General features: G+C 46.1%; 23 protein-coding genes and 1 riboswitch. Of the genes, 21 read left to right on the top strand and 2 right to left on the bottom strand.

The window, feature by feature from the left end; all coding sequences use genetic code 11:
- The first annotated feature begins 181 nt into the window (after positions 1-181).
- From tnpA to H605_RS0106955, 5 genes are all read left to right on the top strand, one after another.
- Positions 182-577, top strand: a complete 396-nt coding sequence (gene tnpA, locus H605_RS0106975; RefSeq protein ID WP_029053571.1) for an IS200/IS605 family transposase — start codon at positions 182-184, stop codon at positions 575-577.
- 19 nt (positions 578-596) lie between these two features.
- Complete coding sequence (locus H605_RS0106970; RefSeq protein ID WP_029053570.1) at positions 597-2,042, top strand: RNA-guided endonuclease TnpB family protein; 1,446 nt, start codon at positions 597-599, stop codon at positions 2,040-2,042.
- 357 nt (positions 2,043-2,399) lie between these two features.
- Positions 2,400-2,576: riboswitch (cobalamin riboswitch) on the top strand.
- 160 nt (positions 2,577-2,736) lie between these two features.
- Positions 2,737-4,959, top strand: a complete 2,223-nt coding sequence (locus H605_RS0106965) for a ribonucleoside-diphosphate reductase subunit alpha (RefSeq protein ID WP_081657873.1) — start codon at positions 2,737-2,739, stop codon at positions 4,957-4,959.
- Complete coding sequence (locus tag H605_RS0106960) at positions 4,947-5,384, top strand: flavodoxin (RefSeq protein WP_037561672.1); 438 nt, start codon at positions 4,947-4,949, stop codon at positions 5,382-5,384. Before H605_RS0106965 ends, H605_RS0106960 begins: the two co-directional genes overlap by 13 nt.
- Positions 5,363-6,400: a ribonucleotide-diphosphate reductase subunit beta gene (locus H605_RS0106955; protein ID WP_029053567.1), complete on the top strand. Its 1,038-nt coding sequence runs from the start codon at positions 5,363-5,365 to the stop codon at positions 6,398-6,400. The genes H605_RS0106960 and H605_RS0106955 overlap by 22 nt, the downstream gene beginning before the upstream one ends.
- Before the next feature lie 809 nt (positions 6,401-7,209).
- On the opposite strand, the gene H605_RS0106950 is transcribed toward H605_RS0106955, so the two are convergent.
- The gene (locus H605_RS0106950) at positions 7,210-8,730 is read right to left on the bottom strand and encodes a succinate CoA transferase (protein WP_029053566.1); all 1,521 of its coding nucleotides are present in this window, start codon (positions 8,728-8,730) and stop codon (positions 7,210-7,212) included.
- A 421-nt stretch (positions 8,731-9,151) separates the two neighbouring features.
- On the opposite strand from H605_RS0106950, the gene H605_RS0106945 reads away from it, so the two are divergent.
- Genes H605_RS0106945 through H605_RS0106895 form a run of 11 tightly spaced genes read left to right on the top strand, consistent with a single transcriptional unit; the run spans position 9,152 to position 21,596 of the window.
- Complete coding sequence (locus H605_RS0106945) at positions 9,152-12,826, top strand: nitrate reductase subunit alpha (protein WP_029053565.1); 3,675 nt, start codon at positions 9,152-9,154, stop codon at positions 12,824-12,826.
- Complete coding sequence (gene narH / locus H605_RS0106940) at positions 12,816-14,432, top strand: nitrate reductase subunit beta (protein ID WP_029053564.1); 1,617 nt, start codon at positions 12,816-12,818, stop codon at positions 14,430-14,432. The genes H605_RS0106945 and narH overlap by 11 nt, the downstream gene beginning before the upstream one ends.
- On the top strand, positions 14,425-14,994 hold the full coding sequence (gene narJ / locus H605_RS0106935) for a nitrate reductase molybdenum cofactor assembly chaperone (protein WP_029053563.1): 570 nt from the start codon (positions 14,425-14,427) through the stop codon (positions 14,992-14,994). The genes narH and narJ overlap by 8 nt, the downstream gene beginning before the upstream one ends.
- Entirely contained in the window at positions 14,987-15,682 is a 696-nt protein-coding gene (gene narI / locus H605_RS0106930) for a respiratory nitrate reductase subunit gamma (RefSeq protein WP_029053562.1), read from the top strand. Before narJ ends, narI begins: the two co-directional genes overlap by 8 nt.
- Positions 15,683-15,711: 29 nt before the next feature.
- Positions 15,712-16,188: a GAF domain-containing protein gene (locus tag H605_RS0106925; RefSeq protein WP_029053561.1), complete on the top strand. Its 477-nt coding sequence runs from the start codon at positions 15,712-15,714 to the stop codon at positions 16,186-16,188.
- The gene (locus H605_RS0106920; RefSeq protein WP_029053560.1) at positions 16,172-17,254 is read left to right on the top strand and encodes a sensor histidine kinase; all 1,083 of its coding nucleotides are present in this window, start codon (positions 16,172-16,174) and stop codon (positions 17,252-17,254) included. The genes H605_RS0106925 and H605_RS0106920 overlap by 17 nt, the downstream gene beginning before the upstream one ends.
- The gene (locus H605_RS0106915) at positions 17,235-17,885 is read left to right on the top strand and encodes a response regulator (RefSeq protein ID WP_029053559.1); all 651 of its coding nucleotides are present in this window, start codon (positions 17,235-17,237) and stop codon (positions 17,883-17,885) included. Before H605_RS0106920 ends, H605_RS0106915 begins: the two co-directional genes overlap by 20 nt.
- Positions 17,886-17,900: 15 nt before the next feature.
- The gene (locus H605_RS0106910) at positions 17,901-18,434 is read left to right on the top strand and encodes a hemerythrin domain-containing protein (RefSeq protein ID WP_029053558.1); all 534 of its coding nucleotides are present in this window, start codon (positions 17,901-17,903) and stop codon (positions 18,432-18,434) included.
- A 57-nt stretch (positions 18,435-18,491) separates the two neighbouring features.
- A complete protein-coding gene (locus H605_RS0106905) occupies positions 18,492-20,003 on the top strand; it encodes an MFS transporter (protein ID WP_037561669.1) in 1,512 nt (503 codons plus the stop codon).
- 42 nt (positions 20,004-20,045) lie between these two features.
- On the top strand, positions 20,046-21,065 hold the full coding sequence (locus H605_RS0106900) for a ThiF family adenylyltransferase (RefSeq protein ID WP_029053556.1): 1,020 nt from the start codon (positions 20,046-20,048) through the stop codon (positions 21,063-21,065).
- Between the two features lie 12 nt (positions 21,066-21,077).
- Positions 21,078-21,596 carry a MogA/MoaB family molybdenum cofactor biosynthesis protein gene (locus H605_RS0106895; protein ID WP_029053555.1) on the top strand — a complete coding sequence of 173 codons (519 nt, stop codon included), beginning with the start codon at positions 21,078-21,080 and terminating at the stop codon, positions 21,594-21,596.
- 322 nt (positions 21,597-21,918) lie between these two features.
- Here H605_RS0106895 and moaC read toward each other — a convergent pair whose 3' ends face one another.
- Positions 21,919-22,410 carry a cyclic pyranopterin monophosphate synthase MoaC gene (gene moaC / locus H605_RS0106890; protein ID WP_029053554.1) on the bottom strand — a complete coding sequence of 164 codons (492 nt, stop codon included), beginning with the start codon at positions 22,408-22,410 and terminating at the stop codon, positions 21,919-21,921.
- A gap of 66 nt (positions 22,411-22,476) precedes the next feature.
- On the opposite strand from moaC, the gene H605_RS0106885 reads away from it, so the two are divergent.
- From H605_RS0106885 to mobA, 5 genes are read left to right on the top strand one after another with little or no spacing between them, the layout of a single operon-like run.
- Positions 22,477-23,733: a molybdopterin molybdotransferase MoeA gene (locus tag H605_RS0106885; protein WP_029053553.1), complete on the top strand. Its 1,257-nt coding sequence runs from the start codon at positions 22,477-22,479 to the stop codon at positions 23,731-23,733.
- Positions 23,730-24,200, top strand: a complete 471-nt coding sequence (gene mobB, locus H605_RS0106880) for a molybdopterin-guanine dinucleotide biosynthesis protein B (protein ID WP_162141893.1) — start codon at positions 23,730-23,732, stop codon at positions 24,198-24,200. Before H605_RS0106885 ends, mobB begins: the two co-directional genes overlap by 4 nt.
- Positions 24,197-24,643 (top strand): molybdenum cofactor biosynthesis protein MoaE, encoded by a 447-nt coding sequence (locus H605_RS0106875; RefSeq protein WP_029053551.1) that lies wholly within the window; start codon positions 24,197-24,199, stop codon positions 24,641-24,643. The genes mobB and H605_RS0106875 overlap by 4 nt, the downstream gene beginning before the upstream one ends.
- A complete protein-coding gene (moaD, locus tag H605_RS0106870) occupies positions 24,640-24,873 on the top strand; it encodes a molybdopterin converting factor subunit 1 (RefSeq protein WP_029053550.1) in 234 nt (77 codons plus the stop codon). Before H605_RS0106875 ends, moaD begins: the two co-directional genes overlap by 4 nt.
- The gene (gene mobA, locus H605_RS0106865) at positions 24,870-25,439 is read left to right on the top strand and encodes a molybdenum cofactor guanylyltransferase (RefSeq protein WP_029053549.1); all 570 of its coding nucleotides are present in this window, start codon (positions 24,870-24,872) and stop codon (positions 25,437-25,439) included. The genes moaD and mobA overlap by 4 nt, the downstream gene beginning before the upstream one ends.
- The last annotated feature ends 3 nt before the right edge of the window (positions 25,440-25,442 follow it).

Here is a 25,442-nt window from a genome sequence, read left to right as displayed (position 1 = left end):
TCTATTTAAAAACATTCACAACACTGACACCAGGAAGCCCCTCATTTCAATCATGGGGAGGAATGGTGTCGGTTTTTTCTTTGTTCTACGGCAAATAATATAGTATATTGTTTGCTAATCATCTATTGTTTTGGTACTACTAACAAAAAAATCAGATAACGGCCTCAAGGAGCTGTTTCACATGAATGACTATATACATAAAAAAGGACTGGTCTACAAAAATCAATTTCATGTGATTTTTTGTCCGAAGTATCGTAGAAAGGTGCTAATAGGAGACATCGCAATGGATCTAGAACAGATATTCTACGAACTCGCAGAAGAAAAAGAGATTATCATTCATGCTCTGGAAATCATGCCAGAACACGTCCACTTATTCATAGAGTTTGATCCACGGCTACTGCTGCATAAAGTAATTAAAGATTTCAAAGGGGTTAGTAGCCGAAGACTGCGTGGCAAGTACCCGTCTCTTAAGTCTAGGCTTCCGTCCCTCTGGACACGTAGCTATTTCAGTTGCACTGTTGGCCATATTTCAGAAGATACAATCAAGCACTATATTGAAAATCAAAAAAATGTCTAACTGAAAGGAGTGTTGATCGATGACGAACAGAACATACGTATTGACTCTTCCGCTACGCACAGAGCCATGGCAAGAAGATGTCCTTCGGAAGCGGTTGAACATTGCTCGCACCCTCTACAATGCTTGTCTTGGAGAATTACTCCTTCGTAGAAAGAACCGAGGCAGGGATCCTCGCTATCGCTCTTTGCTTACAGAAGAACCGTCTGCAACACGCAATAAGGCGTTTCGGGAACTCGACAAGGCATACGGCTTAAGTGAATATGCTTTACATGCCTATGTGAAACCTATGCAACACCACTTCAAGAAGAATATCGATTCGAACACTGCCCAGAAAATCGCAACGCGAGCTTGGCACTCCTTCTCTAAGCTGCTGTTTGGCAAATCGAAACGTGTCCACTTCAAACGAAAAGGGGAGATGCACTCTGTCGAAGGGAAAAGCAATGGCGCCGGCATTCGCTACAAAGAAAGATGCATTCACTGGAATGGACTTACGCTACCCATCCTTCTCAAGGAGCGTGACGTCTACGCTCATCTCGCTTTACAGGATCGCGTCAAGTATTGCCGCGTCATTCGAAGATCTATCCGAGGGTCAGAACGCTATTTTGTACAGCTCGTCCTCGAAGGCATTCCCCCAGAAAAGAAGGACCAAAAAGGCGAACCGAGGCATTCGAAAGGTGTCGGTCGCGTGGGCATTGATATTGGGACACAAACGATTGCGGTCGTTAGCGAGACAGATGCCAAACTCTTCCTACTCGCTCCAAATGTCATTCATTTGGAGCGGGAGATTCGCCTCTTGCAAAGAAAGCTGGATCGAAGTCGGCGAGCGACAAATCCCGAACGGTATCATCCAAATGGAACGATCAAGGGGGTACGTATACCATGGCATGAAAGTAACACGTATCAAAAGGTGCGTTGGCAGCTCAATGAGTTACATCGCAAGATGAAAGCCATACGAAAGCAGGACCATCAAATCATGACCAATTGGATTCGTGCGATGGGAGATGATATTCGCGTGGAAACGATGAGTTTCTCGGGCTTACAACGTAGGTCCAGTAAGACAACCCTCAATGAAGTGACGGGTCGCATCTGTTCGAAGAGGCGATTTGGACGGTCGCTTGCTCGACGGGCCCCTGCACTTTTACTCTCGATATTGGACACGAAATTGCAGGCAGACGGCATTCATCTCAAAAAGATTGATACCTGGAGCGTCAAGGCGAGTCAATACAACCATATGGATGACACCTATCAAAAGAAGACCTTGAGCGACCGCTGGAACATATTCGGAAAGCGACACATACAGCGAGATCTCTACAGTGCATTCTTGATTCAAAACACGAACAACGATTTAACAAGCATTGATCGAAATTTATGTAATGCGTCATGGAGCCGCTTTTGCGACGACCATGAAACTGAAATGATTCGACTATCCACCAGCATGATCTGCATTGCGAGCATGGGTGTGTAACAATAAAGCAAAATTGAACAGGTCTTGAAATGGGCCTACCGAATCGTAACGCAGTCCGTTAGGGCATACGTGATTCCAGAAAGACTCAGGGAACTCGGTTAGTGTCCTGTCCAGTTATTATAGAGTCAGGAAGAAGCCGAATAGTACCTCAGAACCCACCGAATTTATTCGTGTGGAGTTTCAGACAAACAATTTAGTCAAGAAGTAAAAAGTTTGATATACTATAAAATAATGAATAAGAAAAATCGGATCGTAGTTCAGAAGAAGGATTCTGGACCTCGGTTCGATTTTTGTTTTGCATGTTTGAACACAACATGTTAGGGTTATATATGAATTAACACACTATATATAGTGTGTGACAGCAATTAGATGAATTGGTACTCACGAAGTTTAAAAGGGAATCCGCCACTAACGGAGCTGCCCCCGCAACTGAGGGCACGGACGACTATCTTATAAAAACCACTGCTACGGCGGGAAGGAAAGATGGAAGAACGATGTGCCAGCCAGTAGACCTGCCAGTCATCTCAGCAAAACATTCTTCGGGGTTGGAGAGTGAAAGCACAAAGCAGTCTTTTTTCAGTCTGCCTAAAACTTTCCGCAATCTACTAAGCGTCAATCGACGACTCCCGATTTTTATTGGGAGTTTTTTTATTTAGTACATAACCGAATTAATTCACTAAAGGGAGCGGATATAATGGCTATAATTCAAGAATCTGTTGGACTTAATTTATTGATGGAAAACTTACAAGAGGAATTTGGCAAGAAGCAAATCGAGCCGTTGATCGAAGCGAGTGAGAAATTCCAGGAGCGTCACCCGGCGAGCTCGGCAACTGAGTGGACGAACGCGATGGTGCTAGAGTCTTTAAGCCGTATTGATGAAGCGAATGCGTACTGGACGTTTGTAGCGGCGCGTATTTATTTATTCGACGTCTATGCAAAGCAAAAAGCGTTGCGTGGAGCGGATGTCTATACCGATTTTGCGAAAAATGTAGAACGCTTGGTGGAAGAGGGTTTATATACACCCGTTCTAACAGAGAAATACAGCCAGGACGAGCTTCAGGAAATCGGTAAGCTACTCGATCCTTCTCGTGACCTATTATTCACATATATTGGATTAAAAACATTAGTAGACCGCTATGTAACGGTAAACTTTAAGAAACAGTCAGTGGAGCTTCCGCAAGAGCGCTGGTTGATCATTGCGATGACGTTAATGCAGGACGAAACAGTAGACCGCATTCATAAAGTTGGCGAAGCGTACTGGGCGATGAGCAATTTGTACATGACGGTTGCGACACCTACATTATCGAACGCAGGCAAGATGCACGGTCAGCTATCGAGTTGCTTTATCGATACAGTGGATGATTCATTACAAGGGATCTATAACAGCAACACAGATATCGCGAACTTGTCGAAATTCGGTGGCGGTATCGGTGTCTATATGGGGAAAGTTCGTTCTCGCGGTGCATCGATTCGTGGATTCGAAGGCGCGTCAAGCGGGGTTCTTCCATGGATCAAACAGCTGAACAACACAGCAGTCAGCGTCGATCAACTCGGTCAACGTCAAGGTGCCGTGGCGGTGTATCTCGACGTATGGCATCAAGATATCTTCACATTCCTCGATCTCAAGCTCAATAACGGCGATGACCGTTTGCGTGCACATGACATTTTCACAGGCGTATGCTTGCCGGACTTGTTCATGGAGAAAGTCGAGTCCCGTGAAGACTGGCATTTATTCGATCCACATGAAGTCCGCACGAAAATGGGCTATTCATTGGAAGATTTCTATGATGAAACAAAAGGCCAAGGAACATTCCGCGAGAAGTATGAAGAATGTGTCCGCAATGAAGATTTATCAAGAGAGACGGTTTCAGCGATTGAAATCATGAAACGAATCCTGCGTAGCCAGCTCGAGACAGGAACACCATTCATGTTCTACCGCGACGAAGTAAATCGTATGAACGCTAATAAGCATGAAGGAATTATATATTCTAGTAATTTATGCACAGAAATACTGCAAAATATGTCAGCAAGTACACATGAATCGGTCACGCTTGAAGACGATATGGTTGTCACACGCACGAAGCCAGGCGATTTCGTTGTATGTAATCTGTCATCGATTAATCTTGGAAAAGCTGTTACAGCAGACGTACTAGACCGTTTGATTAACATTCAAGTACGTATGCTCGACAACGTCATCGATCAGAACCAAATCCCGGTTGTACAAGCGCAACGCACAAATGCACGCTACCGTGGAATTGGACTCGGCACATTCGGTTGGCATCATTTACTCGCATTGAAAAACATTCAGTGGGAATCAGATGAAGCAGTGGACTTTGCAGACGAGTTATATGAAAATATCGCGTATTTGACAATTAAAGCTTCAATGGAATTAGCAAAAGAAAAAGGCGCGTATCCATTGTTTGATGGTTCGGATTGGCAAACGGGCGAATACTTCGAGCAACGCGAATACGATTCAAATAAATGGCGTGAACTGCGCATGGATGTGGCAATGAACGGTATGCGTAACGGCTACTTGATGGCAGTCGCACCGAACAGCTCGACATCGGTTATCGCAGGCTCCACAGCGTCGATCGATCCAGTATTCAAGCCGTTCTACCATGAAGAGAAGAAAGACTATAAATTACCGGTCATCGCACCGGATTTGAATCACAACACGTATGACATTTACCGTCGTTCCGCTTACATCGTGGATCAGCGCTGGTCTATTAAGCAAAACGCCGCGCGTCAGCAGCACATCGATCAGTCGATTTCATTCAACATCTATGTACCAAACTCCATCCGCGCATCCGTTATTTTGGACTTGCACTTGCAGGCATGGAAGTCAGGAATGAAAACAACGTACTATATGCGTTCAACCGCAGCTGAGATTGAGGAGTGCGAGTGGTGTCATTCTTAATCGCCTATGCATCCTGGAGTGGCAACACGCAGGAAGTAGCGGAATTGATTACGGAAAGTCTACAAAATGAAGGCGTCGAAGTCGATACCTTTCGTATCGGCATCGGTGTCATCCCAAACGTTAAAGAATACGACGCGTTGTGCATCGGTTCATTCACATGGGAAAAAGGGGCAACGCCGGATGAAGTCAAAGATTTCGTGGCAGACGTCGGCTATAAACCCGATCTCGTCTACGTTTTTGGCACAGGGGATACCCAGTTTGGTGGCGATGATCTATTTTGCAAGGCAGCAGACAAGCTGGCAAAATTTTATCATTCCCCTTTTGAACCATTGAAGATTGAGCAAAGCCCACGCGGCATGCAAGAACAAAGCGTTACGAATTGGACGAAAGGAGTGCTCGAACATTGGCGACACTTACAAGAGTAAAAGTACTGAATCCTGCTAACCCGAATAAGGCAACAGCTATTTTCGGTGGGGAAGCAAGCGGCATCCTGAACTGGAACGACATCGCGCACCCTCATTTCTATACATTGCGTCAGCGAATCCGTTCTCTTTTCTGGACGGCGAATGAAGTCGACATGACACAAGACGTCAAGCAATTCGCAAGCCTGACAAAAGAAGAGCAATCCGCATTCCTAAAAATTATCGGCCTACTGGCTACACTCGACGGCCCACAAACCGTCATCGCAATGAAAATCGCAGACTTTACAACGGATCCTTCCGTCAAGTCGATTATGGCGACAATTGCAGACCAGGAAAGCGAACATAATCACAGCTACGCGTACGTACTTTCATCTGTCACGAACTTGGACAAGCAAATGGAAGCCTTCGAAATGGGCCGTACAGACGAAGTACTAATGAAGCGAAATGAACGAATCGTAGACGTTTACAATGAATTTGCGGAAAACCCGACAATCGAAACGGTTCTAAAAGCGATGGTGTACACGACATTATTAGAAGGTTTATTCTTCTACAGCGGCTTTGCATTTTTCTATAACTTAGCACGCCATCAGAAAATGGTTGGTACATCCACGATGATCTCGTACATCAACCGCGACGAACTGCAGCATGGTAAAGCAATCAGCGACATCTTCCGTGCAGCGTTGGCTGAAAATCCAGAGTACAACACAGATGAATTCACGGAATGGATCTATGACCAATTCCGTCACTCGGTCGAGCAAGAAGTCATCTGGAGTCGCTATGTATTAGCAGGAATCGATGGCCTGGAGCTGGATGAGATGGAAGGCTACGTCAAGTATCGCGCGAACAAAATGTTGCGCATGCTCGGCCTGAGCGAAATCTATCCAGAATTTACGGATAATCCAATGAAGTGGATCCGCGCCTACGTCGATAACTTCGACGACACGAAAACGGACTTCTTCGAACAAACTAGCCGTCAGTATGTGAAGACTAGCGATTTAAATGGCTTTGATGACTTGTAATAAGTAAGGGAGGGGAATCCATTATGGGTTCCTCTTTTTTATGTGTGGGAAAGGGGAGAGCGCTGTTGATCAACGCTCTTCGTTTACAATCAGCTAAAGTGTGGTTTTGTTTAAGTGGAGCCGCTCATACAACTGGCCAAGCGCTCATACTTCCGCGTTATCCGCTCATACATCTTCCCAACCGCTCAATGAATCCTCAAAAGCGCTCTATCCATCCATGTATCCGCTCAATGAACTTTGCTTTCCGCTCAATCTTCCAAGTTAACCGCTCAATGTCCATCCTAGCGATCAGCTCTATCAATCTTTGGACGTGAGTCGCTCACACAACTGGCCAAGCGCTCATACTTCCGCGTTATCCGCTCATACATCTTCCCAACCGCTCAATGAATCCCCGAAAGTGCTCTATCAACCTATTTATCCGCTCAATGAACTCTGGCATCCGCTCAATCTTCCTAATTAACCGCTCAATGTCCATCATAGCAATCAGCTCTGTCACTCTTCGGACGTGAGCCGCTCACACATCTGTCCAAGCGCTCATACTTCCGCGTTATCCGCTCATACATCTTCCCAACCGCTCTATGAATCTCCGAAAGCGCTCTATCCATCCATTTATCCGCTCAATGAACTCTGGCATCCGCTCAATCTCCCCACAAAACCGCTCAATCCCCGCCAGAAAGCACCCACCTAAAACCTCAATCAACATAGCCATCCACACACCCCAGCCTCACCAAGCAAAAAACACAAAAAATAAAAACAACACAAAAAACCAAGCAGATCGAAGTCCGCTTGGTCATGTCATTCCTATAAAATTACTTCTGAGCTTCTGCAACCTTGTGCATAGTCTTGTTCTTCGCAAGATTCACGTGCCAAGATAGAGCCTCTTCCAAGATGTGTGGAGTTTGTCCGCCCACTTGTTCGCATGCTCTGTTGTAATAATCACGAAGTTCTTCCTTGAAGTCAGGGTGAGCACAGTTCTCGATCAACAACTCAGCTTTTTGTCTTGGAGCTAAGCCGCGAAGATCCGCGTACCCTTGTTCTGTAACAATTACGTCTACGTCGTGCTCTGTGTGGTCCACGTGGGAAGAGAAAGGTACGATGGATGACACGTCTCCGCCTTTTGCGTAAGACTTCGTAACGAAAATTGCGATGCGCGCGTTACGAGCGAAGTCACCAGAACCCCCGATACCGTTCATCATGCGTGTTCCGCTAACATGTGTAGAGTTCACGTTTCCGTAAATGTCCAGCTCAAGCGCTGTGTTGAATGAAATGATACCCAAACGACGGATGATTTCCGGGTGGTTTGAGATTTCTTGTGGACGGAATACAAGCTTATCACGGTATTTAGCGATATCATCTTCAAAGCTGTCCAAACGCTTTTTAGATAGAGTCAATGAAGTAGCAGAAGCGAATTTCACTACGCCATCATCGATCAAGTCGAAGATTGCGTCTTGAAGTACTTCAGAATACACTTCGATATCTTTAAACTCGGAATTTCTCATACCGTCAAGTACTGCGTTCGCAACTGAACCAACACCTGATTGAAGAGGCATTAGTGTTTCATCCATACGGCCCAATTTGATCTCGTCACGGAAGAAGTTCAACAAGTTGTTTGCGATCTCTTGTGTCTCTTCGTCTGGAGGAACGATAGGGGAAGGAATATCACCTTGCTCCGTAAGAACAATTCCGACAATCTTTTCAGGGTCTACTTTGATACCTGGTGTACCGATTTTATCTGTTGCACTATAAATAGGGATTTCTTTACGTTGGTTTTGAGCATCTGGGATATAGATGTCATGTAAGCCTTCAAACTCCATAGGCGCGTTGACGTTCAATTCGATGATGACATGCTTCGCTTCTTGAACGAAAATCGGAGAGTTACCAACAGAACCGGTCGGAATAATTGAACCGTCTTCTGTAATAGCTGCTGCTTCGATGATTGCATAGTCAACGGGTCCGATTACGCCTTGGCGAATCCATTCAGCTGTATGGGAAAGGTGCTGGTCGATGTAAAATGAGTCACCTGAGTTGATTTTGCCACGCATTGCTGGGTTGCCTTGGTAAGGAACGCGTAAATTGATTACGTCTGCATTGGCCATCAATTCATCAACGTTCGGGCCCATAGAAGCGCCAGTGAAAACGTTTACTTTGAAGTCCTCAGTTTTTCCGCGTTCTGCTAATGCCAATGGTACGGCTTTCGCGTCTCCGGACAAAGTAAATCCGCTCAGACCTAGAGACATTCCATCCTCGATCCAAGACGCTGCTTCTTCTGCTGTAACAATTTTGTCTTTCAGTGCTTCACAACGAAGTACCTTATTTAATTCGTTTGCCACGGTATCATCCACCTTACCTTTCATTTTGTATATAATTCTATCATTTATATAAATAAAATCAACTTAATATTATGAGAACTATACTAATTTTACCACTCATTCAAGAAAAACACTTAAAATTATGAAAATTACAGATCAAATGCATTAGTCGTCATAAAATGTTTTCCCCTACACAGAAATTAAGACAAGGGATCTGCGAAATGAGAATAGGGAATTCCCCCATAGGAATTACTATAAAAACACCTATACTTGTATAATATAAAGATATTTTATGAGAGTCAGTCGAAAAGTCCTGTAATACACAGTAATTAATAGGGAATTCCCTTAGTTTAAATTCAGACTACTTCGTCTATTTGAGGGTAGAAGAGTAATAAGTCTGATTCATTTACTGCTACATTCTGAGAAGGAGTGGAAATGTTCGATGAAAAAGAGATTCGGATTGAATTATTTTAAACCCGTTGAGAGTTATTCTGGAAGTTGGTCAGTGTTAGAAGAGAAAAATCGTGACTGGGAAAACATGTACCGTCAGCGCTGGTCGCATGACAAAGTGGTGCGTACAACGCATGGCGTAAACTGTACAGGCTCTTGTAGCTGGAAGGTTTTCGTCAAGAACGGCATCATCACATGGGAAAATCAGCAAATAGATTATCCTTCCTGTGGTCCGGATATGCCTGAATTCGAACCACGTGGTTGTCCACGTGGCGCATCATTTTCTTGGTATGAATACAGCCCATTGCGCGTGAAGTATCCTTATATACGCGGCAAACTGTGGCGCATGTGGAACGTAGCGCTGGAGGAAACGAAAGATCCTGTAAAAGCATGGACAGCGATTGTTGAAGATCCTGAGAAATCCAATGAATACAAAAAAGCCCGCGGTAAAGGCGGTCACGTTCGGATTCATTGGCGTGATGCGACGATGCTGATTGCGGCACAACTCATCTATACGGTACAAAAATACGGTCCGGATCGCGTGGCAGGATTCACACCGATTCCTGCGATGTCGATGGTCAGTTATGCATCGGGCGCGCGCTTCATTTCATTACTCGGCGGCGAAATGCTCAGTTTCTACGACTGGTATGCAGATCTACCGCCATCCTCTCCGCAAATCTGGGGTGAGCAGACGGACGTTCCGGAATCGAGTGACTGGTTCAACGCAGGCTATATCATTATGTGGGGCTCTAATGTTCCGCTTACACGGACGCCAGACGCGCACTTCATGACGGAAGTTCGCTATAAAGGGACGAAAGTTGTCTCGGTTGCACCGGATTATGCGGAAAGCGTAGTGCATGCCGACGATTGGATTGGAGCGAATCCAGGGACGGATGCGGCAGTTGCTCAAGCTATGACGCACGTTATTTTGGATGAATTCTATCAGAAACGCAAAGAACCGACATTTATCAACTATGCCAAACAATACACGGACATGCCGTTCTTGATTCTACTAGATCCGCATGAAGATTCGTATAAAGCCGGACGTTTCTTGCGTGCAAGCGATCTTGGACAGCAGTCGGCACACGCCGAATGGAAACCCGTACTATTTGATGAAGCGAGAGATGAAATCATAGTTCCAAACGGCACGATGGGGCAGCGCTGGGAAGAAGACGTCAAGTGGAATCTGCAACTAGAAAACGCGGATGGCACACGCGTTGAGCCTGCATTATCTATCGAAAAGCAAGCAGAGCAATGGCAAGAAATTCATTTCCCGTACTTCGATAACCGAGGAAATGGCACATTCAAGCGCCCGATCCCCGCGATGAAAGTACAGTTTGCAGACGGCACAGAGCGTTTAGTTGCGACAACGTATGATGTCATGCTGAGTCAGTACGGTGTCAACCGGATCGGCAGTGAGCTAGAGGCAACAGGTTATGACGATGTGACTTCTATCTATACACCGGCTTGGCAAGAAGCCATCACGAACGTTAAACCGGAACTCGTTACGCAAATCGCCATGGAGTTTGCACAAAACGCCATCGACACAGGCGGACGTTCAATGATTATTATGGGCGCAGGAATCAATCACTGGTTCAACAGTGATACGATCTACCGCGCGATCCTCAACTTGGTTACGTTGACGGCTTCCCAAGGAGTGAACGGCGGAGGTTGGGCGCATTACGTAGGACAAGAGAAATGTCGTCCAATCGAAGGCTGGAGCACGATTGCCTTCGCGAAAGACTGGCAAGGTCCACCGCGTCTGCAAAACGCCACATCATTCTTCTACTTTGCGACGGATCAATGGAAGTACGAAGAAGCGGGGACAGATACACTTATGTCGCCACTTGGTGGAGAAGCAAGATACCAGCATCCGGCAGACTATAACGTCCTCGCGGCGCGTCTCGGCTGGTTGCCGTCTTATCCTCAGTTCAATAAAAATAGTTTATTGCTCGTGGAAGAAGCAGCGAAGCTTGGGAAGACGGATACAAAAGAAGTCGTTTCGCATGTCGTGGATCAATTGAAATCCGGTGAATTACAATTCGCAGCAGAAGATCCAGGAGCACCGGAAAATTTCCCGCGTTCATTATTTGTTTGGCGTTCGAATTTGATCTCCAGTTCTGCAAAAGGACAAGAGTACTTCATGCGGCACTTACTCGGTGCTTCGGACGGCTTGCTTGCGACCCCGAACGAAGATATGAAACCGAAGGAAATGGTCTGGCGCGATGATGTAGAAGGCAAGCTCGATCTATTAGTAGCGCTCGATTTCCGTATGACCGCGACGCCACTTTATGCAGATCTCGTGCTCCCAGCTGCGACATGGTATGAAAAAGTGGATTTATCTTCAACAGATATGCATCCATTTGTCCATCCATTCAACCCGGCAGTTAATCCATTATGGGAATCCAAATCGGACTGGGATATTTATCGCGAAATCGCAAAAACGTTTTCGACACTTGCGGAAACGCATCTGCCAGGCGTTTATAAAGACTTAGTCACTTCTCCGTTAGCGCATGACTCGGTTCAGGAAATTGCTCAGCCGATGGGCGAGGTGCATGACTGGAGTAAAGGTGAAATTGAAGCCATTCCGGGCAAAACGATGCCAGGTATGACAATCGTGGAGCGCGACTTTACGAAAATTTATGATAAATACATTACGCTCGGACCTTTATTATCCACAGGAAAAACGGGCGCACACGGTGTCAGTTTCTCAGTAGCGGACGAATATGAAATGATGAAAGGGATCAACGGTATTTATGAGGATGATACCGTGAAAGACGGCTTGCCTAAATTGTACACAGCGAAACATGCAGCAGAAGCGATGTTAACACTGTCTTCCGCAACAAACGGTCGCGTGTCACAACGTGCATTTGAAGCAGCGGAGCATGACACGGGTATGGAACTAAAAGATATCTCGGCAGACCGCGCAGCAGAGCGCTTCACATTCGCAGGGATTACCGCGCAACCGCGTGAAGTCATTCCAACACCAGTCTTCAGCGGTTCGAATAAATTAGGCCGACGCTACTCGCCATTTACGACGAATATCGAACGTCTCGTGCCATTCCGAACATTGACGGGCAGACAGCATTTCTACGTCGATCACGAATTATTTCTTGGGTTCGGTGAAGCATTGCCAGTCTATAAACCAACACTTCCGCCATTCGTCTTTGCGGACCGCGATGCAGAAGTTAAAGGTGGACAAGATGCACTCGTTCTTCGTTATTTAACGCCCCACGGCAAGTGGAATATTCACTCGACATACCAAGACAATCAGCACATGCTGACATTGTTCCGTGGCGGTCCGACTGTATGGTTATCAAATCTCGATGCAGAAGAGCACGGAATCGACGACAATGCTTGGCTCGAAGTGTATAACCGAAACGGGGTCGTCAATGCACGTGCCGTTGTCAGTCACAGAATGCCTAAAGGTACGATGTTTATGTACCACGCACAGGATAAGCATATTCAGATGCCAGGTTCGGAAATCACCGAGCAACGCGGAGGAAGCCATAATGCGCCAACGCGAATTCACATGAAGCCGACTCAAATGGTAGGCGGCTATGCCCAGCTCAGTTATGGATTCAACTACTACGGACCGATCGGTAACCAACGTGATGTCTACGTCGCAGTCCGTAAGATGAAGGAGGTCAACTGGCTTGAAAATTAAAGCGCAGGTAGCAATGGTAATGAACTTAGACAAGTGTATTGGGTGTCATACGTGTAGTGTGACATGTAAAACGACATGGACGAACCGCGAAGGTGCCGAGTATATGTGGTTCAATAACGTAGAAACGAAACCGGGGATTGGGTACCCGAAACGCTGGGAAGACCAAGAACTCTACAAGGGTGGCTGGCAGTTGCGAAAGGGTAAGTTGGAATTGAAGTCTGGTTCTAAACTGTCGAAAGTCGCACTCGGTAAAATCTTCTATAATCCGGATATGCCTGAAATGAAAGATTACTATGAGCCATGGACGTACGACTATGAAAAACTGACGTCCGCACCGGATCAAGAACATACGCCGGTTGCACGTGCAAAGTCTGTAGTCACAGGCGAATACATGGATCCAGAGTGGGGTCCGAACTGGGAAGATCAGTTAGCTGGTGCACATATTACAGGACCCACTGATCCAAATATTGAGAAAATCGAAGAAGAAATCAAATTCAACTTTGAACAAGCGTTCATGATGTACTTGCCACGACTATGTGAACACTGCTTGAACCCGAGCTGTGTAGCCTCTTGTCCGTCAGGCGCCATGTACAAGCGTGACGAAGATGGAATCGTTCTTGTCGACCAAGAAGCATGTCGCGGATGGCGTTACTGCATGACGGGTTGTCCGTACAAGAAAGTGTACTTCAACTGGAAAACGAATAAAGCGGAAAAATGTACATTCTGTTTTCCGCGCGTGGAATCCGGTTTGCCGACAGTTTGTTCCGAGACATGCACAGGTCGAATCCGCTACCTAGGTGTCTTGCTTTATGACGCAGACCGCGTGCAAGAAGCCGCATCTACACCCGATCCGAAAGACTTGTACCAAGCACAATGCGATTTGTTCCTAGATCCACATGATCCGGAAATTATCGAACAAGCAATCAAAGATGGTATTTCTGAAGACTGGATCGAAGCAGCACAAAATTCACCGGTGTATAAGTTAGCGATTGAGTATAAACTGGCCTTCCCATTGCACCCGGAATACCGGACATTGCCAATGGTATGGTACGTTCCGCCACTTAGCCCGATCATGAACTACTTTGAAGGGAAAGATTCCATCAAAAATCCGGACATGATTTTCCCAGCCATTGAAGAAATGCGAATTCCACTTCAGTATTTAGCCAATATGCTAACGGCTGGAGATGTGGATATCGTCAAGGGAGGCTTGCAGCGGATGGCGATGATGCGTTCGTATATGCGTGCGGTTTCTTCAGGTAAAGACTTCGACGAATCCAAACTAGAGCGTGTCGGATTGACTGCCAAACAGACAAAGCAGATGTATCGCTTGCTTGCTATTGCCAAATACGAAGATCGTTTCGTGATCCCGACATCTCATAAGGAAAGTCAGATGAACGTCTACCGCTCACAAGGTTCAGCAGGTTATGACGGCATGGGCACATACGGCGAACAAGCACCAGCCCAAAATCCGTATTCTTCATTCTCCGTAATGGGATCGGACGGAGGGTGTGATGGTTGTGGACCTGTGACGCCGGGAGCAGCTCCAGTGAAAACGGGCAAGCAAATCTACGAAGAGAATTTCTATGGGGGGATCTGGCGTGATTAATCTTGATCTCTTATATGATAAGAAGCATATCTTCGGCTTTTTCTCCCATCAACTGAACTACCCGGAAAAGCTGACATTCCATCCAGATATGTGGAATGAGTATGTAACAGAAGAAGCTGCAGGTTATGAAAACCTGCAGCTGTATTGGCAAACGATGCAAACGTACAGTTTGGATGAAATACAAGAGATGTACACCTACACATTTGATTTCCAAAAAGATGCTACGTTGTTCATGACCTATGTGAAGTTTGCGGACTCAAAAGAGCGTGGTCAGACGCTAGCGCAGTTAAAAGTATTATACGAAATGTTCGGGCTCGAAATGCCGGATGAAGAACTATCTGACTTGCTTCCGTTAATGTGTGAATTTATTTATGCAGCTGAATGGAAGGGAGATCCGCGAGCGCAACAGAGCTTTTCAATGTTGCTCGCAGTCATCGAGGACGGTTCGTACTTTCTAATGAAAGCCCTTGAAAAGTATGAAAGTCCATGGCTGCATTTGATCCGTGCACTGCGTGAAACATGTAAATCATGTATTCAACGGGAGGTTTCCGCTAATGACTAGTCAATTTCTATGGGTCATTTTTCCTTACATCTGTATCGCAGTATTTATTGTAGGACATATTTTCCGCTATAAGAGCGATCAATTCGGTTGGACCGCAAAGTCGAGCGAGTTTATTGAAAAGAAACAATTGATGATTGGTAGTTTGTTGTTCCACATCGGAATCTTCCCTGTGATTTTAGGTCATGTGGCGGGACTTGGGATTCCGAAAGAGTGGACGCGGGCAATGGGTATTAGCGATCACATGTACCACATCGGCGCCGTATGGGGTGGCGGATTCTTTGGTGTGATGACGCTAGCCGGAATGATTATTCTGACGTCACGTCGTTTCACAAAGAAAAATGTTCGCAAGTTATCTTCTAGATCGGATTTAATCGTCAATACCTTTTTGCTGTTTATCGTGTTCATTGGGGTATACAGCTCATTGATCACGAACACGATGACGCCAGGATTTGATTACCGTGATACGATTTCGGTCTGGTTCAGATCCTTGCTACTTTTCCAACCGGAAGCTGCCTATATGGCATCTGTTCCAATTGCATTCAAGCTTCATGTTGTAACTGGCTTCCTGATTTTTGCAATGTGGCCATTTACGCGACTCGTTCACGTCTGGAGTGTGCCATTGAATTATGTAGGTAGAAGTTATATCCTATATAGAAAACATCAGCCCACCAAACAATCACCTCGGTAAGCGAATGATGAATAATAGGAGATTATGCTATGACGGGACAAGCAAATAGTAATTTCCAACTGGCGATCGACAATTTGAAAGAAACGCTTCATGCGGATTTCATTGGCTTAGCGTTAGTGGATTTGAAGAAATATCATCACGACTTTAGATGGCGATATGTAACGGGGAATATAAGTTTACGCTATCGTAGAATCGTCCTTCAATCAGGAAAAGGTGTGGCAGGAATTGTTTTCAAGACAGGAAAGCCAATGAATATCGAGAACGTAGACGTAAGTGTGATGGATGGAGATCTCTATAACTATCCAATTGTCGTATTTGAAAAGCTGAGAAGTTTTGGTGCGATACCATTATTCCTTGATGATCATGTGCAAGGCGTGCTTTTGATTGGCTATCGTGAAGCGAACCGGTTAACGGCTGACAAGTTTGAGCAATTCAAGCATGCGGTAGGACCTCAGTTCGGACCGTTTCACATGAAGGAGCGATTGAAAGATGACTTTATTGGATAATGACCAACTAACCACTATGCTGCACAAACTATATGATCGTACGACAGAAGCGATGTTCTTTTTTGGCGCGAACGGCGAGATTCTATCGATGAATGAAGCGGCGAAAGAAATTATAGAACCCGCTCTCTATGAAAAGATGCTGCAAGGCGAGGCTGACGCGATGTGTCTCACATGCCGCGGCTTCACGAGTGAAGACGAACAGATGACGTGTGTCTCGTGTTTCATGGAGAAACCACAACAAACCTTATCTTCATTCCAACTCTATTTGGAGACGAAAGATCTTGGTGTGCAACCATACAGCGCAACGTATCAGGTGTTGGATAAAGACAACCACGTGTCCATGTTGATGTTGCGTAATTTAACACGGCAAACCGAGACGTCCGAAATTCTCCACCAAAAATTGCGCATGCAACAAGTCATTTTGGCGCAGGAAAATGAACGCAAACGAATTTCACGCGAGCTGCATGACAGTGTAGCGCAAGAGATGCTCAGTTCACTCGTCGATTTGCGCGTATTGAAATATATGGGTATGACTGATAAGGCGCTTGAGAAGTTGCGTCAAACGGAAGGTTCGTTGATGCGCTTACTTGATGAGATCCGTCATCTATCTGTCGAATTACGACCGGCTGTACTCGATGATTTCGGATTAGAAGCCGCTTTCCGAACGCACATCAAGAATCTTGAAAAGAATTACGGACTGTATGTTCATTTCGAATCCGATTTGAGGGAACGTCGTTATGAAGGCGCGATTGAAACGGTTGCGTATCGTATCGGCCAGGAAGCGATTCTCAACTCCATGAAATATGCCCAAGTAGAAGATGTCTTTTTAACATTGAGCGAAGCAGATGGCCAGTTGCAAATAAAAGTATTTGATGAAGGTGTTGGCTTTGATGTCAATGACTTCACACCGCAAGGCACGGGCCTTGGTCTCTATGGTATGAAAGAACGAGTGGAACTAGTAGGTGGTAATTTGACGATCAATTCTAGTCAGCAAGAAGGCACAACAGTCCAAGCAACTATTCCACTGAAGAAGGAGAGAGCAACAAGTGAAAATCATAATAGCTGATGATCATGCAGTCGTCCGCACAGGATTCATGCATATTTTGAATTTCCAAGACGATATGGAAGTCGTAGCAACAGCGGCAGATGGATTGGAAGCGTATGAACTAGTTGCGAAGCACAAACCGGATATTATTTTACTGGATCTTAGCATGCCTCCTGGCCAAAGTGGATTGATTACGACAGGCAAAATTCATGAAGATTTCCCAGAAACCAAAATCGTCATTTTAACAATGTACGATGACGAGGAGTATATGTTTCATGTACTTAAAAACGGTGCAGCGGGTTATATTTTGAAAAATGCTCCTGATGAAGAATTGCTACACGCCATTCGTGAAGTATACGACGGCGGGACGTATGTTCACCCGTCCATGGCTACGTCGCTTGTCAGGGAGTTTGTGAAGAAAGGCACGAAAGAGGCAGATGAAGATGATCCGTTCAAGATTTTATCTAAACGCGAAATCGAGATTCTGCCGCTTGTTGCTAAAGGTTACGGTAATAAGGAAATTGCAGAAATGCTTTATATTTCCGTCAAGACTGTAGAAGCGCATAAAGCGAAAATGATGGACAAGTTGCAATTGAAGAGTCGTCCGGAACTCGTCGAATACGCGCTGCGCAAGAAATTTTTAAATTTCTAAATGAAGGGGTGAAGGATGATGGTCAATACAGGACTTACGCATACGCTACCTGCATTACGCGTGCTCGAAAATGAACATCGTTTCCTGACATCTTTAATGGAGCAGTGGCATGCGATCGTACTGGATTTTGAGAGCGATAGATTCACGCGTGAAGAAGGCCTCGAAGCGCTCAAGCGATTGCGCGTGCTAGTCGTCGAATTCATTGATCCGCTAAAGAATCATACGGAAAAGGAAGAAGCATTCCTGTTTCCAATGCTCGCGAAATATGTGGGCAGTGATCAAGGACCGGTTCAAGCTGTGCAAGAAGAACACGACGAGATCGATGCGTTTATCGGACATTTCCTTCATCACACAAGAGGGGATCTATCGGAATTTACACTCGCTATGATGCAAGACGTCGTAAAAGACGCAGGCGAGGCTTTTGAAGTGATCATGATTCACTTTGTAAAAGAAGAAAACGTCATTTTCCCAATGGTTCTATCGGTCTTACTTGCCAAAGAGCAAGATGAATTATTCGACCAATTATACACGTCAATTCTACCGGATTAACAAACAATGAAAGAAATGGGTTAGCATTGCTACTAATTTCAGATTGGATGGATTCCTATGACACAAAAGATTCAGTTGCCTCTACAGACGGCAAATCTAGTTGTCGGCTTCATGGTGTGGGTACTGATTTCTTCCTTGCTACCATTTATAAGCGAAGATATCAACATTCCACCAGAGCGTGTGGCCATCATCACAGCAATCCCTGTAGTACTCGGTTCAATTTTGCGAATTCCACTCGGCTACTACGCCAATGTCTATGGCGCACGTATGATGTTTTTCATCAGTTTCATCGTATTGCTATTTCCTGTCTACTACATAAGTGAAACATCAACAGTGACAGGGCTTTTGATCGGCGGTACGTTACTTGGGATAGGGGGCGCGATTTTCTCTGTTGGTGTTACGTCGCTACCGAAGTATTATCCTAAAGAAAAGCACGGACTGGTCAATGGTATTTACGGAATGGGGAACATCGGGACAGCAATCACGACGTTTGCAGCACCCGTACTCGCTATGAAGTTTGGTTGGTCGTTGACTGTCAAAATGTACTTAATTTTACTGCTTGCGTTCATCGCAATGAACTTCTTCTTCGGTGACCGTAAAGAAGTAAAAGTGAAAGCACCCATTGTCGAGCAAATTAAAGGTGTTTATAAGAATGAGAAACTTTGGTTCTTCTCGTTGTTCTATTTCATCACATTCGGTTCATTCGTTGCGTTTACCGTGTTCTTGCCGAGTTTTCTCGTCAATTACTTTGAACTTGAAAAGGTCGACGCAGGACTTCGTACAGCCGGCTTCATCGTCGTCGCGACGTTATTGCGTCCAGTCGGTGGTTGGTTAGGCGATAAATTCCAGCCGTTATTCTTATTAATGGGTTGTTTCGCAGGTTTGACAATTTCGTCCATCGTCCTGGCATTTTCACCGGGTATCGAACTGTACACAGTCGGCAGTATTATGATTGCAGCAGCTGCGGGTCTCGGAAATGGTGTTATTTTTAAACTAGTACCGATGTATTTCAGTAAGCAAGCAGGTACAGTGAACGGAATTGTATCGATGATGGGTGGTCTTGGTGGATTTTTCCCTCCATTATTACTTGCAACGATCTTCTCCATGACAGGCTCTTATTCAATTGGCTTCATGGCGTTTTCACAAGTATCGTTAGTCAGTCTTGTGTTGGCTTTCTGGCTCTACTATATGGATCGCACGAGCTTGTCTAAAGAAGTATTTGATTCGACTGGGCAAGGTATTCTCGTGACCAATTCAAAGGGGCTTATTGTTTCCGTCAATCCGGCATTTACGAAACTAACAGGTTATAGTGAAGAGGAAGTACTCGGTAAGAGTCCGAATATCTTAAGTTCAGGCAGGCATGACCGGGAATACTATAACGACATGTGGCGCACTATTAATGAACAAGGTGAATGGCAAGGTGAAATTTGGAATAAGAAAAAGAACGGCGAAGAGTATCTGGAGTTCCTATCCATCAGTTCAGTAATAGATGGAACAGGTGATGTAGTTCGCTATGTTGGTTCATTCAGTGATATTAGTCCAGATGTAAACGTAGGCAATCGGTCTTAACCGATTGCCTCGCTTGTGGTTTAATGAAAGGAAGTAGATCCAGTGGAGAATCGTTATTCAAGGCAAACATTATTTCAACCTATTGGCACGTTGGGACAGCGGCAACTATCAAACGCACATGCGGTAATCATAGGCTGTGGCGCACTCGGATCTTCGATTTCGGAGACACTCGTACGCGCGGGAATCGGCAAAATAACGCTTGCAGACCGCGATTATGTTGAAGCATCCAATTTGCAGAGGCAACAATTATTTGTCGAAGCAGATGCGAAAAATAGTGTGCCAAAAGTGGTGGCAGCAGCGCGCCGCTTGCATGCTATTCGTGAAGACGTAGACATTACGACGGTGCTCGATCATATCGACGGACCACTACTTGAAGAAATTGCGGTCGGTGCGGATATTTTACTCGACGCAACTGATAATTTCGAGACGCGTTTGCTAATCAATGACGTCGCATGGAAACTGAATATCCCTTGGGTCTACGGCGCAGTCGTGAGCAGTTCAGGCAGCGTCTTTCCTTTCATTCCAAGCAAGACACCATGTTTTCGCTGTCTACTACCGGTCATGCCGGCAGTCAATGAAACATGTGATACAGTAGGGATAATTGCGCCCGCTGTACAGATTTCGGCTGCACATCAAAGTGCGGAAGCGATGAAATGGCTAACGGGGAATGAAGAGGCCATGCGCACAAAACTTCTGCATTTTGATGTGTGGAATAATACATCAGTGGAAGCAGGAATTAGTCGGATGAAGAACCCGCAATGCGAAACATGTGGTGAACATCCGACGTACCCTGCGTTACATCAAGCGGCGGGAACGCAATACGCTGTGCTATGCGGACGCGATACAGTGCAAATCATACCGGATGCGGGACGTAATTTGACGGTGGCAGACGGTGTGAAAGTCGCGCAACAACTGGGGTCGAAGTACCGGGAGACACCGTTTTTCGTAGAGTTTCAAGCGGAAGGCTATCGCTGTATTTTATTCGGCAACGGCAGACTATTGATTCATGGACTGAAAGATATGCGAGAAGGACGAAAAATCTATCATTCATTATTCGGCTAGGAGGAATAGCTAATGGAAGAGGCTCATTTACCACAGAAAGCGCGAGACAAATCGATTGCGGTCGCTGTGCTGACCATCAGTGACACACGGACCAAAGCGGACGACAAGAGCGGCAAGGTGATTTGCGACAAGCTGGTTGAAGCTGGCCATACTGTGAAGGCGTATGAAATTTGCTCGGATGAAGCGGTGCACATTGTAGAGCGGCTGTCCGCTTGGTCGTCCGATTCATCCATTCAGGCAATGATTTTCACTGGCGGAACGGGGATTGGCGCACGGGATATTACAGTGGAAACCGTGTCACCTTATTTCACGAAGCCGTTAGACGGTTTTGGCGAACTGTTTCGCTTTTTGAGTTATACCGAAGACGTGGGATCGAAAGCATTGCTCAGTCGCGCGGCGGCAGGTGGGATGGGCTTACAGGCCGTGTTTTTATTGCCGGGCTCTTCGAAGGCTGTGACGCTGGCGATGGATAAGCTGATCGTGCCGGAGTTGCCGCATATTGTGCATGAGTTGGGGAAGCATTTGGAGTGAGGGTATGAGCGTTTGCGTGTGTTGATAGAGCGGTAGGTGTGGGGGAATGAGCGGAAGCGTGTGCTGATAGAGCGGTTGGCGTGAGAGTATGAGCGCTTACGTGGACTGATAGAGCGGATAGCGTGAGGTAATGAGCGTTTACGCGTGTTGAGCGGTTGGCATGAAAGTATGAGCGTTTACGCGTGCTGATAGAGCGCCTAGCGTGAAAGTATGAGCGGTTACGCAGTCCAATAGAGCGCTCAAGCCACTTCATTGAGCGCCACGCCACGCGACTCCAATCAGCACTACACCCACCAAACCCAATCAAAAAAACGCGCGACAGTTAGTCCGCGCGTTGATAATCTCCATTCTTTCCACCTGATTTATGCTGTAGCATCGTCGGTCCGATGACCATATCTTTGCCGGCAGCTTTACACATATCGTAAATTGTCAATGCGGCGGCAGAAGCGGCAGTCAACGCTTCCATTTCGACGCCGGTTACGCCTTTCGTTTTGACTTCGGCTTGGATGAACACGTTATAATGGGAAGAATCTTCATTGATCTCCCAATCAAATCGGACATCCACACCCGTTAAAGGGAGTGGATGGCACATTGGAATGATAGTGGACGTATTTTTCGCGGCCATAATGGCGGCGACTTGCGCGACGGCGAAGACGTCTCCTTTTTTATTTGTGCCATGCGTGATTTGCTCGTGAATCGATTGGTTGACGAGGATGGACGATGTTGCGATCGCTGTACGTAGTGTAGTTTCTTTTTCGGACACGTCGACCATTTTGGCGCGACCTTGTTCATTGAAGTGTGTAAGTTCGGACATGATGATCACCCTTTCGTTTCATTTCATTGTACTAGTTAGTATAACAAAAGAAAGTAGGAGATGTACGTGGTAGAAATTCGAAAACCGATTCAAGTGGCGGAAGCTGTAGAGCGTGTGATGAAACATGTACATAAGCTTCAGACGGAAGTTCTTCCGTTAGAAGATACATATGGTCGAGTGCTGGCAGAACCGATCGTAGCGAAACATGATGTGCCACCTTTTGATCGATCGCCGTATGATGGATTTGCAATTCGTGCGGAAGATTCGACGGGTGCCTCCGGAGACATAAGAAAAGCTTTCCGTGTGATTGGGGAAATTGGTGCAGGGCATGTAGCGGATCGTCCGATTGAGTCAGGCGAATCGTTCCGCATTATGACGGGTGCATTGATTCCGGAACAGGCAGACGCAGTCGTCATGTTGGAGCAAACGGTGGAAAACGACGATGGATTTACGCTGCGAAAGTCATTTGAAGCGGGCGAAAATATTTCGCGTCAAGGAGAAGATGCCAAACAAGGTGAGGTATTGATCGAAGCAGGAACGGTTATTCATCCAGGAACAATCGCTCTGCTTGCGACATTTGGCTATGCAGAAGTGCGTGTCGCGAAACGGCCAATTGCTGGGGTGCTGTCGACAGGAACTGAATTGCTAGATGTCGCTGATGAACTTGAGCCAGGGAAGATCCGCAATTCAAATGGGCCGATGATACGTGCGCAGTTGAAGCGAATGGGGATTACATATACGTCGTACGGCATGATGGAAGACGATTTGGATGCATGTACTGAAATTGTCGAGAAAGCACTTCAAGAGACAGACTTACTTATTACGACGGGCGGCGTGTCGGTCGGAGATTATGATTATCTGCCTGTAATCTATGAACGTCTCGGTGCGGAAGTATTGTTCAATAAAGTGGCGATGCGCCCGGGTAGTGTGACGACGGTGGCGGTTTTAGGGGATAAATTATTATTCGGTCTATCAGGTAATCCTTCTGCTTGCTTCACAGGATTTGAATTGTTCGCGCGTCCTGCCATTTACTCGATGATGGGCTGCTCGGCGCCTTATATGCCTCGGATTCAAGCGGTTCTTGGAGAAGACTTCAAGAAAGCGAACCCGTTCACTCGTTTCGTTCGTGCTAGCTGGTCGATGACAAATGAAGGCATCGTTGCAACGCCTGCAGGTTTCAATAAATCTAGCGCCGTGTCTTCTATTGCGCGAGGTAACTGCATTATTGTCTTGCCAAGCGGAACGCGCGGCTTTGAAAAAGGGATGGTAGTGGACGTATTATTGCTAGGAACGGAACAAGGTGTGGAGCGTTGGGAACTGTGAAGACGCTACATGTTGTCGGCTTCAAGAATAGTGGGAAAACGACGCTTGTTTCGCATTGGATTACCGTGCTGAAACGTCTTGGCTGCGAAGTTGCCGTGCTGAAACATCATGGGCATGGTGGCGCGCCTGAACTGCCGCCAGCGCATACCGATACGGTGCAATTCTTAGAATTTGGAGCTGTCTCTACTCTTGTGGCAGGCGGCGATATGATACAATTGATACAAAATAAAGAACGTTCATTTGAACAACTAAAGGCATTGGCCGCATCTAGTGAGCCAGATGTTTTATTAATAGAAGGATATAAACAAGAAGCCGGTGAAAAAGTAGTTCTCATCCGAAATGAAGAGGAACGGCAAGAGTTGGAGTTGTTGCCTGGAATCATTCAGACGGTGGAAACAGCCGAACTGTTCGAAGACATCACACGACTCGACGACTGGCTGCAAGAATGGGTGGAGGCGAGACAATGAAACGTTATGAAATCATAGACACGCCGATTGATGTGCAGAAATACAGTGATCTGGTCTTGCATCCGGCAGCGGGTGCAGTGACGGTATTCACGGGACATGTACGCGAGTGGACGCATGGTGTTCGCACATTGTATCTCGCGTATGAAGCCTACGTACCGATGGCGGAAAAGAAGCTAGCTGAAATCGGTGCCGAGATGGAAGCGAAATGGCCAGGAGTTCAGGTCGCTATGGCGCATCGAATTGGTGAGTTGAAAATATCGGACATTGCTGTAGTGATCGCGGTATCGTCACCTCACAGAAAAGAAGCGTATGAAGCGAATGAATATGCAATCGAGCGTATTAAAGAAGTCGTACCGATTTGGAAGAAGGAAATCTGGGAAGATGGCGAAGAATGGATTGGTGCACAGAAGAAATATCCAGAGAAAGGGGGCGAGTCACAATGATTACAGTTCATTACTTTGCAAGGCTACGGGAGTTGACGGGTAAAGGTGAAGAGTCTTTGGATCGTGCGCCTTTGACGGTGGAAGAATTGCTGAACTGGGCGGAAGAGACGTATCCGGGTTTCGGTAAAGAGACAATCCATGTGGCGGTGAATGAAGAGTATGCGCTAAAAGATGATGTCATTCAAGCAGGGGATGTCTGCGCGTTCATTCCACCAGTGAGCGGCGGATGAAGACGGTCGGTGTGTTACTGGCAGGCGGACAATCGCGACGTTTCGGCTCACCGAAAGCATTTGCGATGCATGAAGGCCACTCGTTCTATCATTATGCATTAGAAGCATTACGATCGATTTGCGATGAGATCGTGGTCGTGACGCGTCCCGAATTTCAAGAACAGTTTCCGGACGGCGTTCATGTGACGACGGATCTTGCGTTGTATGCGGGAATGGGTCCTCTTGCAGGGATTTTATCCGCAATGGAATTAATGGAAGCAGATCGCTACGTCGTGTTGCCTTGTGACATGCCGTTTATAGAAGCGGATATCATGGAAAGATTAATTGAATTGCATAATGGGGATATTTCATCTGTCACGGTAGAAGGCAAGCGACATCCACTCGTTTCGGTTTGGAATGCGACTGTCAAACCGACGATCCAACAAGCGTTACGCGATGGCAATCGTCGGGTGATGCATGTGCAAGGCCAACATGAGGGTCAGTGGATTGAAGGCGCTTTATTAACCGATACACCTGAAATAGCTTTTAAAAATGTCAACACGCCATGTGAACTGGAAAGGGGTTGAAGA

Origin of the sequence: Sporosarcina ureae DSM 2281, assembly GCF_000425545.1 — a bacterium.
Lineage (GTDB): Bacteria > Bacillota > Bacilli > Bacillales_A > Planococcaceae > Sporosarcina > Sporosarcina ureae.
This window is presented reverse-complemented; position numbering and strand designations above follow the sequence as displayed.